9 protein-coding genes are annotated in these 12,837 nt (G+C 65.9%); 2 read left to right on the top strand and 7 right to left on the bottom strand.

The annotated features are described in order from the left end of the window. Window positions 1-54: 54 nt before the first annotated feature. Both C8J36_RS02675 and C8J36_RS02670 read right to left on the bottom strand, forming a co-directional pair. Window positions 55-3,210, bottom strand: a complete 3,156-nt coding sequence (locus C8J36_RS02675; protein ID WP_132532329.1) for an efflux RND transporter permease subunit — start codon at window positions 3,208-3,210, stop codon at window positions 55-57. Next, window positions 3,207-4,433, bottom strand: a complete 1,227-nt coding sequence (locus tag C8J36_RS02670; protein ID WP_132532326.1) for an efflux RND transporter periplasmic adaptor subunit — start codon at window positions 4,431-4,433, stop codon at window positions 3,207-3,209. Before C8J36_RS02670 ends, C8J36_RS02675 begins: the two co-directional genes overlap by 4 nt. Window positions 4,434-4,665: 232 nt before the next feature. Here C8J36_RS02670 and C8J36_RS02665 point away from each other — a divergent pair, with 232 nt between their 5' ends. Further along, complete coding sequence (locus C8J36_RS02665; protein ID WP_132532323.1) at window positions 4,666-7,287, top strand: UvrD-helicase domain-containing protein; 2,622 nt, start codon at window positions 4,666-4,668, stop codon at window positions 7,285-7,287. A gap of 3 nt (window positions 7,288-7,290) precedes the next feature. Here the strand turns inward: C8J36_RS02665 and C8J36_RS02660 are convergent, their stop codons facing one another. The 3 genes from C8J36_RS02660 to C8J36_RS02650 all read right to left on the bottom strand — a co-directional run bounded on the left by C8J36_RS02660 (window position 7,291) and on the right by C8J36_RS02650 (window position 10,768). Next, window positions 7,291-7,992, bottom strand: coding sequence for a hypothetical protein (locus tag C8J36_RS02660; protein WP_132532320.1), 702 nt, complete (start codon window positions 7,990-7,992; stop codon window positions 7,291-7,293). Window positions 7,993-8,065: 73 nt separating this feature from the next. Further along, complete coding sequence (locus tag C8J36_RS02655; RefSeq protein ID WP_132532317.1) at window positions 8,066-9,280, bottom strand: DUF2778 domain-containing protein; 1,215 nt, start codon at window positions 9,278-9,280, stop codon at window positions 8,066-8,068. 246 nt (window positions 9,281-9,526) lie between these two features. Further along, window positions 9,527-10,768 (bottom strand): YeeE/YedE family protein, encoded by a 1,242-nt coding sequence (locus C8J36_RS02650; protein WP_132532314.1) that lies wholly within the window; start codon window positions 10,766-10,768, stop codon window positions 9,527-9,529. A 245-nt stretch (window positions 10,769-11,013) separates the two neighbouring features. On the opposite strand from C8J36_RS02650, the gene C8J36_RS02645 reads away from it, so the two are divergent. Next, a complete protein-coding gene (locus C8J36_RS02645; RefSeq protein WP_082476864.1) occupies window positions 11,014-11,514 on the top strand; it encodes a CreA family protein in 501 nt (166 codons plus the stop codon). A 27-nt stretch (window positions 11,515-11,541) separates the two neighbouring features. On the opposite strand, the gene pncA is transcribed toward C8J36_RS02645, so the two are convergent. Continuing rightward, the gene (pncA, locus tag C8J36_RS02640; RefSeq protein WP_132532311.1) at window positions 11,542-12,192 is read right to left on the bottom strand and encodes a bifunctional nicotinamidase/pyrazinamidase; all 651 of its coding nucleotides are present in this window, start codon (window positions 12,190-12,192) and stop codon (window positions 11,542-11,544) included. 178 nt (window positions 12,193-12,370) lie between these two features. Beyond that, on the bottom strand, window positions 12,371-12,835 hold the full coding sequence (locus tag C8J36_RS02635) for a chemotaxis protein CheW (RefSeq protein ID WP_062474135.1): 465 nt from the start codon (window positions 12,833-12,835) through the stop codon (window positions 12,371-12,373). Window positions 12,836-12,837: the final 2 nt, after the last annotated feature.

Genomic DNA, 12,837 nt, shown 5'->3' with positions numbered 1-12,837 from the left:
GGGTCACGAGCGCCACAGGTGCACCATTTCGAAACAGGACGGTCGCGCGACCGTCTATTCCGCCGCGCGCAGTCTCTCCTCGGGCTCCACCGCATGGACGCCATAGGCGGCCGCAAGCTCGCGCTGCAACCGGCGCTCCTCGTCCACCTGTGGCTTGGAGAAGCGTGCGATGGCGAGGTAGGCAACGGGGGTCAGGTAGAGCGTGACCACGGTGGCGAGACCGAGGCCGCCGACGAGCACCCAGCCAAGCGCGACGCGCGCTTCCGCCCCGGCACCGCTGGCAAGCACGAGCGGCACGGCACCAACGATCGTCGCGATCATCGTCATCATGACCGGACGAAGCCGGATATTGGACGCGTTCTCGATCGCCTCCCGCAGCCCCTGCCCGCGGTCGCGCAGCTGGTTGGCGAATTCGACGATCAGGATGCCGTTCTTCGCCATGATGCCGACCAGGAGCACGAGCCCGATCTGGCTGTAGATATTGAGCGTGTTGCCCGTCAGGATCATCGCGAAGACGGCGCAGGCGAGACCGAGCGGCACGGTCGACATGATCACAAGGCCGCTGATCAGGCTCTCGAACTGGGCTGCCAGCACGAGGAAGATGATCACGATCGCAAAACCGAAGGTGACGAACAGCGCGCCCGAATTCTCGTTGAGCGTCGCGGCTTCGGCGAGCGGCACCACGCGGGAACCGGCCGGCAGCAGCGGCTTTGCGACCTGCTCGGCATAGGCGAGCGCCTCGCCAAGCCCGGTTCCGGGCGCAAGGCCGGCCGAAAGCGAGACGGCGCGAAGCTGCGATTCGCGCGAGAGCTGCGGCGCGACCGCCTGCTCCTTGACGCTGGCGATGGAGGACATCGGCACGATCTTGCCGTCGCCGGTCTTCAGGAACAGGTTTTGCAGGTCGGTCGGGTCGTTGACCGGATTGGTGGTCGAGAGCAGCTTGACCGGATAGGCCTCGCCCTCGACATAGACGTCGATGACGCTGTTGCCGTCGAGCATGGCCTGCAGGGCGGCGGACAGGCCGTTGATGTCGATGCCGAGATCGGAAGCGCGCTCCCGATCGATGGTTACGGACAGCTGCGCCTGGTTCGCCTCGTAGTTCAGGCGGACGTTTTCGAAGCGGCCGCTGTCCTCCATCTGCCGCACCAGTTTGGCGGCAGCATCGCCGAGCGCCTTGTAGTCGTTGCCGACCAGCGCCAGCTGCAGCCCGTTGCCGGCCCCGCGGATACCCAGGCTGTTCGGCTGGACCGGGAAGACGCGGATCGACGGGATTTCGGCCGACAGGCGCGAGATCTCGCGGGAGATCTGCTGCTGCGTCCGCTCGCGATCGCCCCATGCCGAGAGCGAAAGGACCATGAAGCCGGAATTGACCGCGCCGCCCTGCCCCGAGATGGAATAGACATTGGCGATCTCGCCGGCCTTGACCATTGGCTGCAGCGCGTCCTCCACCCGGCGCATCTGGGCCTGGGTGTAATCGAGGGAGACGCCCTGGGGCGCCTGCATGCGCAGCAGGATACGCGCCCGATCCTCCGTCGGCGTCAGCTCCGAGGGGAGCGTCGTAAATGCGATGCCGCCGGCAATCACCACCATTGCGGCCGCGAGGAACACGACGAGCGGCGAGTCGAGGCACGCCTTCAGGGAACGACGATACCCCCGCGCGAACACGCCGCCGATGCGGCCGAGAGCGCCGCTGTGACCGTGCCCGTCATGCTGGGCCTTCAGCATGCGCGAGGCGAGCATGGGACAGAAGGTCAGCGCCACGAAGGCCGAGAGAAGGATGGCGAAGGCGAGAACGAAGCCGAATTCGCGGAAGAGACCGCCGGTCTGCCCCGGCAGGAAGGACAGGGGAATGAACACGGCCGCAAGCGTCGCCGTCGTCGCGATGACCGCAAAGAACACTTCGAGCGTGCCGAGCACGGCCGCCGCGCGCGGCCCCATGCCCTCGCTTCGCCGTCGCACGATATTTTCGAGCACCACGATCGCATCGTCCACCACCAGACCTGTGGCAAGCACGATGGCGAGCAGGGTCAGGATGTTGATCGAGAAGCCGGCCATGTAGATCGCGGCGCAGGTGCCGATCAGTGCGATCGGCATGGTCAGGACCGGGATCAGGGTCGCCCGCCAGTCGAGCAAAAACAGGTAGATGACCACCGTCACGATGATGACGGAGGCCACGAGCGCGATCTCGACCTCGTGGATGGCGCCCTGGATGAAGACGGCATCGTCGCTGGTAATCGTCAGCTCCGTGCCCGGCGGCAGGATCTTGCCGATCTCGGCCACCGTGGTCTTCACACCGTTCGAGATGTCCAGCGTATTCGACTGCGCCTGTCGGATGATGCCGAGGCCGATCCCCTGTTTGCCGCCGGAGCGGAGCGACGACGTGCCGATATCCGGACCCATCGTCACGGTGGCGACGTCGCCGAGCCGCACGTTCGGCCCGAGGATGACCTTCTCGAACTGCTCCGGCGTCTGCAGATCGGCCGTCGCGCGGACGGACAGGTCCTGATTGGCGCTGGTCAGCGATCCTGCGGGAACGTCGAGCGAGGCAGTGGCAAGCGCCGTGCGCAGATCGGCCACGGTCAGGCCGCGCGCCGCGAGCTTGCCTTGGTTGACGTCGATGCGGAAGATCTTCTCCTGGTCTCCGTTCAGCTGGACGTCGGCCACGCCTTCGACGGAGGCGAGCCGGTCGGTCACTTCGTTTTCGGCCAGAAGCGTCAGATCCTCCATCGATAGCGTGTCGGAGGTGAGCGCAAGCCGCAGGATCGGCTGGCTGTCGGCGTCTGCCTTCACGATCTGCGGCGCGTCCGCGCCATCGGGCAGATCGTTGGTCACGCGGCCGAGCGCGTCGCGCACATCGTTGGAGGCCTGACCGATATCCGTCGTGTCGGAGAATTGCAGCGTCACGCGGCTCTGCGCATATTGCGAGGTGGACGAAATGTCCTTGATGCCCTGCACGCGCGACACGGCGCCCTCGATCACCGAGGTCAGCTCCCGGTCGACCGTCTCCGGCGCGGCACCTTCGAAGCGCGTGTTGACCGAGACGACCGGCTGATCGACCTCCGGCAGTTCGCGGATCTCGACGCCGTTGAGCGCTGCCAGCCCGGCAACGATGATCAGCGTATTGACCACCAGAGCGAAGATCGGACGGCGGATGAAGAGAGCGGTGAACCCCGCCGATCCCCCGGCGCCGGCCTTGTGCGCGCCGCTCATCGCGCCACCTCCGTGCCTGGCACTACGGGTTGCGCGTTCGACACCTTCTGCTCGGCCTGATCTCCGGCAGGCCTTGCGGGCGCATTGGCGATCTTCACCTCGCCGCCGTCGCGCAGCCGCTGCACGCCCTCGGTCGCCACCAGGTCGCCCTTCTGGAGCTTGGCGTCCACCAGAACCTTGTCGGAGTTGCGCTGGATGATCGTCACCGGCACGCGCTCGGCCTTGCTGTCCACGACGCGCCAGACATAGGAGCCATCGGCGCTCCACTGCACGGCAAGCGGGTTGACCGTGGGATAGCTGTCTCCGGCAAAGCGGACGGTCACCGAGAAGGACATGCCGGCCCGCAGGCTGTCGTCCGGATTGTCGAGACGCGCGCGCACCCGCAGCGTCCGGCTGGCCTGATCGATCCGGTTGTCGATGGCGTGGATCGCGCCGGTCAATTGGCGCGTAACCTGGGCGACGGCGACCGCGGACACCTCCTGTCCGACCTTGATGTCGTTTGCAAACCGCTCGGGAACCCAGAAATCGACGAGGATCTGCGAACGGTCGTCGACCAGGGCGATCGGTGTCGAGGTGGTGACATAATCGCCCGGATTGACCGTGATGATGCCGACGACGCCCTTGGACGGCGCCGTGATGTTGCGACGGCTGAGATCGAGTTCGGCCGTCTTCAGCGCCAGTTCCGCCGCCTGCTCGGCGAACTCGGCCTCCCGCAGCGTCGCGATCGAGACCGCATTGCCGAGGCGTCGATTGCGTTCCACCTTGTCGCGGGCGGCGTCCAGCAGCACCTTGGCCTGCGCGACGGCCAGCACCTGCTCGTCGCTGTCGAGCTTGGCAATCACCTGCCCCTGCTCGATCCGGTCGCCGGATTTTACCAGAACTTCGATGAGGTTACCGGTCGAGAGCGGCGTCACGGTGACGGAGAGGATCGCCTCGCCATTGCCGATGGCGTTCAGCCGGTCGTTGACGAGCGCGGTGCCCGCCGGCTCGGTCACGACGAGCGGCGTCTGGTTGCCGGCGGCGGCGCGCTGCGTCCCGCTCTGCCCGCTGCGTCCCTGACCCTTTTCTCCCGGAGCGGCTGCCGGCGCGACCAGCGCGACGACCCCGCCGGGAACGCCGGCCGAGACGAGCATGGGCCCCGCGGACGGCACGAAGCGCACCCATGCGGCCAGACCGATGAGGAGAAGGACGAGGCTGAGGGCCAGCTGTTTCCAGATCTGCATGCAGGTCTCCGAAGTCGGCATTCCCGAAAGGGGACGGTTCAGATGGCGGAATGCGACGGTTTGCGGCAAAGTACCGGGCAGCGCGCATGTCGCGCAATCCCGCATGGCCCTCATTACGTATTTGTAATGGTAGTGGATTTCCGATGTTCCCGAGATCGCCTCGTCATCCGGCACGGAATAAAAGAAGAACGCAATTCTGGCCTTTCAGACCCGAATCACTACATTGAGCCGCATGAGCAACGGTTTCGACGACATCCCCTTCTTCGACGAAGAGCCCGCGCGTGCGCCCGCGAGAGGCGAACGCGCAAGCGCGTCATCGCCAAAGTCCGCGGAGAGCGCGCGCGGTGCGTCCCCGGTGGAAGGCAACAGTCCCGCCAAGGGCCCCTCGGGTCTCGCAGCCCGCGCCATGGCCGCACGCGACCGCGACCGCGCACCGGATTATCTCTCGGGCCTCAACCCGGAACAGCGCCTCGCGGTGGAAACGCTCGATGGCCCCGTGCTCGTTCTGGCGGGCGCCGGCACCGGCAAGACGCGGGTGCTGACCACGCGTATCGCCCATATCATGGCGACGGGCCGAGCCTATCCGAGCCAGATCCTCGCCGTCACTTTTACGAACAAGGCGGCGCGCGAGATGAAGGAACGCATCGGCGTCCTCGTCGGCGGCGCTGTCGAGGGCATGCCCTGGCTCGGCACGTTCCACTCCATCGGCGTCAAGCTGCTGCGGCGCCATGCCGAACTCGCCGGCATCCGCTCCGATTTCACCATTCTCGACACCGACGACGTCACCCGCCTGATCAAGCAGATCCTGCAGGCCGAATCGATCGACGACAAACGCTGGCCGGCCAAGCAGTTTGCCCAGCTGATCGACGGCTGGAAGAACAAGGGCCTGACGCCCGCAGACATCCCCGAAGGCGATGCGCGCGCTTTCGGCAACGGCAAGGGCCGCGAGCTTTACGCGGCCTATCAGGCGCGTTTGCGCACGCTGAACGCCTGCGACTTCGGCGATCTGCTGCTCCACCCGATCGCGATCTTCCGCAAGCATCCCGATCTGCTGCGCGAGTATCACGGCCGCTTCCGCTATATTCTGGTGGACGAGTATCAGGACACCAACACCGCGCAATATATGTGGCTTCGGCTGCTCGCCCAGCGGCCCACTCTGCGACAAGGGGGCACGCAACCGACAGACGACCGGCAAGGCCAAGCGGCCGTCGCGTCCGATGGCGCGCCCTCGCAGAGCGGCAGCAGCGTGAGCGAACAACACGTCAATATCTGCTGCGTCGGCGACGACGACCAGTCGATCTATGGCTGGCGCGGGGCGGAGGTGGACAATATCCTCCGCTTCGACAAGGATTTTCCCGGCGCGACGGTGATCAAGCTGGAGCGCAACTATCGCTCGACCGCGCATATCCTCGCCACGGCCGGCCACCTCATCGCCCACAATGAAGGCCGGCTCGGCAAGACGCTCTTCACCGACCGCCACGATCCCGAGGACCAGAAGGTTCAGGTCCACGCGGCCTGGGATTCGGAAGAGGAAGCCCGTGCCGTCGGCGAAGAGATCGAGCAGCTCCAGCGCGACAAGCATTTGCTGAACAACATGGCGATCCTGGTGCGCGCGTCTTTCCAGATGCGCGAGTTCGAAGACCGCTTCGTCACGCTCGGCCTCAACTACCGCGTCATCGGCGGCCCACGCTTCTACGAGCGTATGGAGATCCGCGACGCGATGGCCTATTTCCGGCTCGTCTGCCAGGATGCCGACGATCTCGCCTTCGAGCGCATCGTCAACACGCCGAAGCGCGGCCTCGGCGACACCACCATCCGCCTGCTGCACGACTATGCCCGCGCCCGCGACATCCCGATGCTGGCCGCCGCCGCCGATATCATCGAGACCGACGAGGTGAAGGCCAAAGCCCGCAAGTCGCTGTTCGACGTCGTCACCATGGTGCGTCGCTGGCAGGGCCTGCTCGAAAACACGCCGCACACCGAGCTTGCCGAAATCATCCTCGAGGAATCCGGCTATACCGACATGTGGAAGGTCGACAAGACGGCGGAAGCGCCGGGCCGGCTTGAAAACCTGAAGGAACTCGTGCGCTCGATGGAAGCCTTCGAGAGCATGCGCGGCTTCCTCGAACACGTGTCGCTGGTCATGGATGCCGAGCAGAACGAGAATCTCGACGCCGTCAACATCATGACGCTGCACTCCGCCAAGGGGCTGGAATTCGACACGGTCTTTCTTCCCGGCTGGGAGGAAGGGCTGTTTCCGCACCAGCGCTCGCTGGACGAGGGCGGCCGATCCGGGCTCGAGGAGGAACGCCGCCTCGCCTATGTCGGCATCACCCGCGCCAAGCGGCGCTGCCACCTCTGGTTCGTCTCCAACCGCCGCATCCACGGCCTCTGGCAGTCGACCATTCCCTCCCGCTTCATCGAGGAGCTGCCGGTGGATCATGTCGAGGTGGCGGAGATGGAGCAGTCCTATGGCGGCTACGGGCGCGGTGGCTACGGCCAGTCGCGCTTCGACAAGCAGGAGCCGTTCCAGAACACCTATGCCACGCCGGGCTGGAAGCGTGCCCAGGCCAACAAGACGGACGCGACCCGCGACAACTGGGGCAACCGCTCCGGCGTCGCCATCGACCGTATCGGTTACGGTGAAAGCGGCCCGAAGGCCCGCACGATCGAAGGGGAGCTGACCGTCCGCTCGACCGTCGAGACGCCCTCGAAGTTCAGCGTTGGCGACCGCGTCTTCCACATCAAGTTCGGCAATGGCAATATCGCGGGGATCGAAGGCAACAAGCTGACGATCGACTTCGACCGCGCCGGCCAGAAGCGTGTGCTGGACGGCTTCGTCGAGAAGGTGTGACGCCTACCGTTTGACGGCGAGCCAGATCACGTGACGGGCGCCGCCGCGTTTGCCGTTGGCACGCGTCGAGACCGCCTCGGCATCGAAGCCTGAGTCTTTCAGCCGGCGCGTGAACCGCGGGTCCGGCCCGGACGACCAGACGGCCAGCACGCCGCCCGGGCGAAGGGCCGCATGCGCGGCCCGCAGGCCCTGGTGATCATAGAGGCGATCGTTGGACGCGCGCGTCAGCCCGTCGGGGCCGTTGTCCACGTCGAGCAGGATGGCATCATAGGCCGCGTGCGCCGATGCGATGCAGCCGCCGACGTCGCCCTCATGGATCGCGACCCTGGGATCGTCGAGACAGCCCTTGAACACGCTGGCCATCGGCCCGCGCGCCCACCGCACCACCGCGGGCACCAGTTCGGCCACCGTCACCGCGGCATCGTCGGGCAGAACGCCGAGCGCGGCGCGCAGCGTGAACCCCATGCCGAGCCCGCCGATGAGGAAGGCCGGACGCGGGCGGTCGCCGATCCTGTCGCGTGCGAGCGACGCCAGCGCCTCTTCCGACCCGCTGAGCCGGCTGTTCATCAGCTCGTTATTGCCGAGCATGATGGAAAATTCCTGGCCGCGGCTCTTCAGCCGCAGTTCGCCGGCGCTGCCGCCGCCGCCTGCGTCGTGGGTTGCGCCGGGAATGTCGGCTCTATCGATCTCGATCCAGGGAAGCATCGTCAGCGGTCCGGTTGAACACGGGCTCTCCCTACCGCAGATCGCGGCGGACGGAAACCGGTCGAAACCCGAATCAGCCGTTGCGCGAGAACAGCGATGCCAGCGTCTTGGCCGGTTTGGAGAAGCCGCCCTTCATGCTCTTGACGATGACCATCTGCGAGATCTCGCCCCGCTTGAAGGCCTTGAGGAAGCGCGGATAGTCGGCAAAGGCGACGCAACCATGGCTGTCGCCGCGGTTCCGCAGGAGATAGCTGTGCGCCAGAAGGCCGACGCGGCCATGCGGTGCGACGCCGTCGATCGGTGTCAGGCGAACGGCTTCCACACCGTGGAACAGCGCTTCGCGCATCGTCACCTTATAGGTGCCGGGCGGCGTCGGGCCCTTCATCGGGATGTGCACGGCGTTGGGGTTGTCGCGCAGCTTGCCGATCCCGGAATGCGCCTCGAGCTTTTCGCCGTTCGGCATGTGCACGACGCCGGCCGAGATGTCGTAATAGGCGACACCCTTGCGGCTGCCGAAGAGCGGCCGGCTCGGCGCCATCGACGGCTCGTCATCGTCAAGGTCGATCGGTGCGTTCGGCTTGGCATAGGCAAGCTGCACCGCCGGCTTGCGTGGACGCTCATTGGCTGCGGGCGCGTCGTCCGCTTCGATGGTGACGCCGGGGCGCGACAGCGGGAGGGGGCCCAGATCCGGCAGGCGCTCCGTCGTCTCGTCATCGTTGAGCACGAGGCTGAAGGGCTTCGGCAGCGACCCGGTCGGCAGGGCGTCCGGCTCCAGCATGGCATTTTCGCGCAAGGGAACAGCGATATCCGTGCGGTCTTCGAGGGATGCGACCTGAACCGGAGCAACCGTCGCCGCCGGCGCCACCGCCTTGGGTGGCAGTGCCGCGAGAACGATGCGATGAATGGTGCTGGCAGAGGCCATCTGCGGCTGGGTCGTGGCGACCGCGACGGCGACGACCGGCGTCTTCACGAGGCGCGAGAACTTCGCCACATGCACGGTTCGCTCGCCGACCGGCGCGCGGGCAATGGCGTTGAGGCCGAGCGAGGTCTGGAAGACCGGACGCCCGCGGGTGGCGAGATCGCCGGCCACGCCGTGCATGGTCAGAATTGTGGCCAGAAGCCAGCCGGCACCGGCAAGGCCGACGCCCGCGGCGACAAGCCCTGGAAGCAGGCGCGAGCCTCTCTCTTTGGGAAGGCCCGATCTCTGCGGCGAATGGGACGGCTGGCGGAGGGGACGCGTCTGCGAACGCGTATCGACCTGTCGAACATTCTCAATCGCTGGCGCCATGGAACTCTTTACCCAAAATGGTTACGCAATTCGAAAACAGCACGCTGCACTGTTGTCGAAGCCGGCCGTTTGGGTCGCCTGGCGCTGATGTTGCGCGCTCCCTAGAACACTGCGGCTAGGCGAAAGAATGGCGAAACATGGTAACCATTTCCTTTACGAGCATCCCGAATTCTGACGATTGTCGAAATGCGGAAGCCGCGAGCGTCCCCGCGGCTTTGTCGTGATTCGCGCTGACTGGCCGTTGGTCTAGCCGTCGATGCGCGCGGGAGCCCGGCCTTCGAGGAAGAACCAGGGGCGCAGCCGCACGCCAAGGACATTGCCGGCAAAGGCGGCGACCGCCCAGAGATAGCCATGCAGGCTGCCGGAGGCGATACCGGAGAAATAGGCCCCGATGTTGCAGCCATAGGCGATCCGCGCGCCGTAACCGAGCAGAAGCCCGCCGACGACGGCCGCGAGAACGGACCTGAGCGGAATATCGAGGCGCGGCGCGAATCGCCCGGCGAGAGATGCGGCGAGCATGGCCCCGGCGATCAGCCCGAAATCCATGATCGAGGTCACGTCCGCAAAGACACTGTCGCTCAGCGCCTTGGCATTGGCCGGCGTCTGCCAATAGGCCCAGGCGGACGGATCGAAACCGATGGCCTGCGCACCCTTTGCACCCCAGAGCGCAAAGGCGGAGGTGATGCCCCAGGGCCGGCCGGCCAGCGCCAGAGTGGCGAAGTTGAGAAGCGCCAGCGCAACGGCGCCCCAGACGAGCGGCCAGGGGCCGCGGAGAAAGCGCCCGAAGCCGCTCCGCGACGATTGCGGCGCCTGCTCCAGCGCACCGTTGCGCCGCCGCTCCACGATCACGGTCAGCCCCGCGATTGCCGCGAAGATCGCAAGCGAGACCGCGATGCCGCCCCAGGCGCCAAACGTCTGGACCAGCGAGACGGGCGGCAGCGACGGCAGGCTCGTCCACCAGTCGAAATGCACGGTGGCAACGACCGAGCCGATGATGAAGAACAGGAGCGTCACCAGCATGCGCGCATTGCCGCCACCCGCCGTGAAGAGCGTGCCGGACGCGCATCCGCCGCCGAGCTGCATGCCGACGCCGAACATGAACGCACCGGCCACGACGCCGAGACCCGCGGGCGAAACGGAGCCCTTGACCGGATTGCCGAACAGCGTGCCGTCGGCAATCGCCGGGAAGAACAGAATGACGGCGAGCGCCAGGAGGATCATCTGAACCCGAAGACCCCGCCCGCGGCCTTCCGCAATGAAGACGCGCCAGGCGGAGGTGAAGCCGAACGCCGCGTGATAAAGCGAGATGCCGAGCGCACCGCCGACGAGGAAAAGCGCCCCCTGCACCGGCCCGTAGAAAAGGCCGAGCACGACAGTGCCAAGAAGAAGAACGGCAATGGCGATCAGGCCCGGCCCCCCGAGAGGCGGTGCCTCGCTTCGCGGCGATGGAGGGGATGGAGACACGGTTGAAGACGAGAGAACGGACATGAGCGTAAGCCTCCTATTTCGTTGGGATATAGGAATGACGGCACCGCGCTTCGAGCAATGGCGTTCTGCGCTTGAGCGGGATGGTAGAAAGTTGTTCCGTAAGCCGGTTAAGGCCATCTCCGAAGACTGCGAGGGGGACGCAGGCGATAGAGCGTTCGCGCTCGCCCAGACATTTCATCATCGATGGCTTGTATTGCGTCGTCACACACTTATCTCGGCTGTGAACCCGATCCGGAGATCTGCCGATGCCCCTGCCCCCTATTCGCCTTGCTGCCGCAGCCGCCCTCCTCGGCCTTGCGGGCCTTGCATCTCCGGCCATGGCCGAGACCGTCGGCGATGTCGGCGTCGACTGGACCGGCAACGACATCGTCGTGGATGCCGTCACCGACCCCAAGGTCGAGGGCATCACCTGCCACGTGACCTATTTCGATCGTGGCGTCATCGACCGCCTGCGCAAGGGCAACTGGTTCGAAGATCCGTCCAACAATTCCATCGCCTGCCGCCAGACCGGCCCCATCGTCATCGACGACATCGACCTGTCGAAGGGCGGCGAGGAGGTATTTCGGTCCGGCCTGTCGCTGATCTGGAAGTCGCTCCAGGTCACGCGGATCTATGACCGGAAGAACAACACGCTGATCTACCTCGCGCATTCCCGCCAAGTCGTCGAAGGTTCGGCGAAGATGTCGATCTCGACCGTGCCGCTGTTCAACCAGCAGGTCACCTGGAAGAAGGGTGCGCCGCAATAAGGCGCGCGCCCGGCAGCGAGCCCGCCGTCAGGCCCTTGGTTCGCTCGGGTCTGTCTCGCTGAGAACGGTGTCGGAGGTGACCACGGCAATTCCGGCCTGCGTCATCGTGTCGATGGCGCTGCGCACACCGGCTGGATCAATGCCCCGGCTGGCATCCTCGATGAACCGGATCTGCGCCTCGGGCAACATGGTCCGGGCATCGAGCGCCGAGAATTTCACGCAATAATCCGTCGCCAGTCCGCAGATATCGAGACGGGTCACGCCCCGCGCCGAAAGAAGGTCGGAGAGGCCGGTCAGTGCCGCGCGATCATTGTCGCGAAAGGCGGAGTAGCTGTCGACGCGGCGGTCGAGACCTTTTTGCTGGATGAGATCGATCCGGTCGAGATCGAGATCGGACCGGAGCGCCGCATCCTCTGTTCCCTGAACGCAATGGTCCGGCCACAGCATCTGCGGCTGGCCGTTCAGCGTGCCCATGGTGAAGGGTGCCGCCCCCTCATGCTGCGAGGCGAAGCTGCCGTGATCGGCGGGATGCCAGTCCTGCGAGGCGACGATGAGATCGTAGTCACCCTCGGCCATCAGCCGATTGGCGACCGGCACGATCGCGTCCCCACCGGGCACGGCAAGGTTTCCGCCCGGGCAGAAGCCGTTCTGGATATCGACGAGCAAGAGGCATTTCATCGGCTGCGTGTCTCCCCAAGACATGGTCTGGCGAGACGGACCATAGACCGCGTCCCCGCGCGGGGCTAGCCCGACAGACCGTGTCCCCGCGCGGGGCTAGCCCGACAGACCATGTCCCCGCGCGGGGCGAGCCCGACGCGGAGGCGTTGCAGCGATCGTCAGCGTGCCGCCACGCCGATCAGGCGGCCTGGGCGAGCTCGTCTGCGATGACGGTGTCGAGGTTGAGGAAGCAGACCATGGTCTTTTCCAGCGCCACGATGCCGCGGCAGAAGGCGCGCTGCTCTTCCGGAATGATTTCCGGTGCGGACTGCAGGTCTTCGCTGCGGATCGTCATCATGTCGGAAACCTGCTCGACGAGCAGGCCGACCAGCTTGCCGGCGATATCGGTCACGATGATGGCCGAGCGTTCCGACGGCTCCGTCATGTTCATGCCGAGGCGGCACGCCATGTCGATGACGGGAATGACGGCGCCGCGCAGGTTGATCAGCCCGAGGACGTAGGGCGGCGTGTGCGGCATCGGCGTCACGGGCGCCCAGCCGCGGATTTCGCGGATCGCCATGATGTCGATGCAGAATTCCTGGTTACCGAGATGGAAGGACACGATTTCCATCGAGCTTCCCGACTGTTTGGACGTGGTGTTCATGA

The sequence above is a fragment of the Rhizobium sp. PP-F2F-G48 genome (genome assembly GCF_004342335.1).
Classification (GTDB): domain Bacteria; phylum Pseudomonadota; class Alphaproteobacteria; order Rhizobiales; family Rhizobiaceae; genus Ferranicluibacter.
The sequence above is the reverse complement of the archived record's forward strand: the minus strand, read 5'-3'. Positions and strand labels throughout refer to the sequence as shown.

Coding starts and splice junctions, on each gene's coding strand:
- C8J36_RS02645 (WP_082476864.1), top strand. CDS start 11,014: ATGCCCCTGCCCCCTATTCGCCTTGCTGCCGCAGCCGCCCTCCTCGGC.
- pncA (WP_132532311.1), bottom strand. CDS start 12,192: ATGAAATGCCTCTTGCTCGTCGATATCCAGAACGGCTTCTGCCCGGGC.
- C8J36_RS02655 (WP_132532317.1), bottom strand. CDS start 9,280: ATGGCGCCAGCGATTGAGAATGTTCGACAGGTCGATACGCGTTCGCAG.
- C8J36_RS02665 (WP_132532323.1), top strand. CDS start 4,666: ATGAGCAACGGTTTCGACGACATCCCCTTCTTCGACGAAGAGCCCGCG.
- C8J36_RS02650 (WP_132532314.1), bottom strand. CDS start 10,768: ATGTCCGTTCTCTCGTCTTCAACCGTGTCTCCATCCCCTCCATCGCCG.
- C8J36_RS02635 (WP_062474135.1), bottom strand. CDS start 12,835: ATGAACACCACGTCCAAACAGTCGGGAAGCTCGATGGAAATCGTGTCC.
- C8J36_RS02670 (WP_132532326.1), bottom strand. CDS start 4,433: ATGCAGATCTGGAAACAGCTGGCCCTCAGCCTCGTCCTTCTCCTCATC.
- C8J36_RS02660 (WP_132532320.1), bottom strand. CDS start 7,992: ATGCTTCCCTGGATCGAGATCGATAGAGCCGACATTCCCGGCGCAACC.
- C8J36_RS02675 (WP_132532329.1), bottom strand. CDS start 3,210: ATGAGCGGCGCGCACAAGGCCGGCGCCGGGGGATCGGCGGGGTTCACC.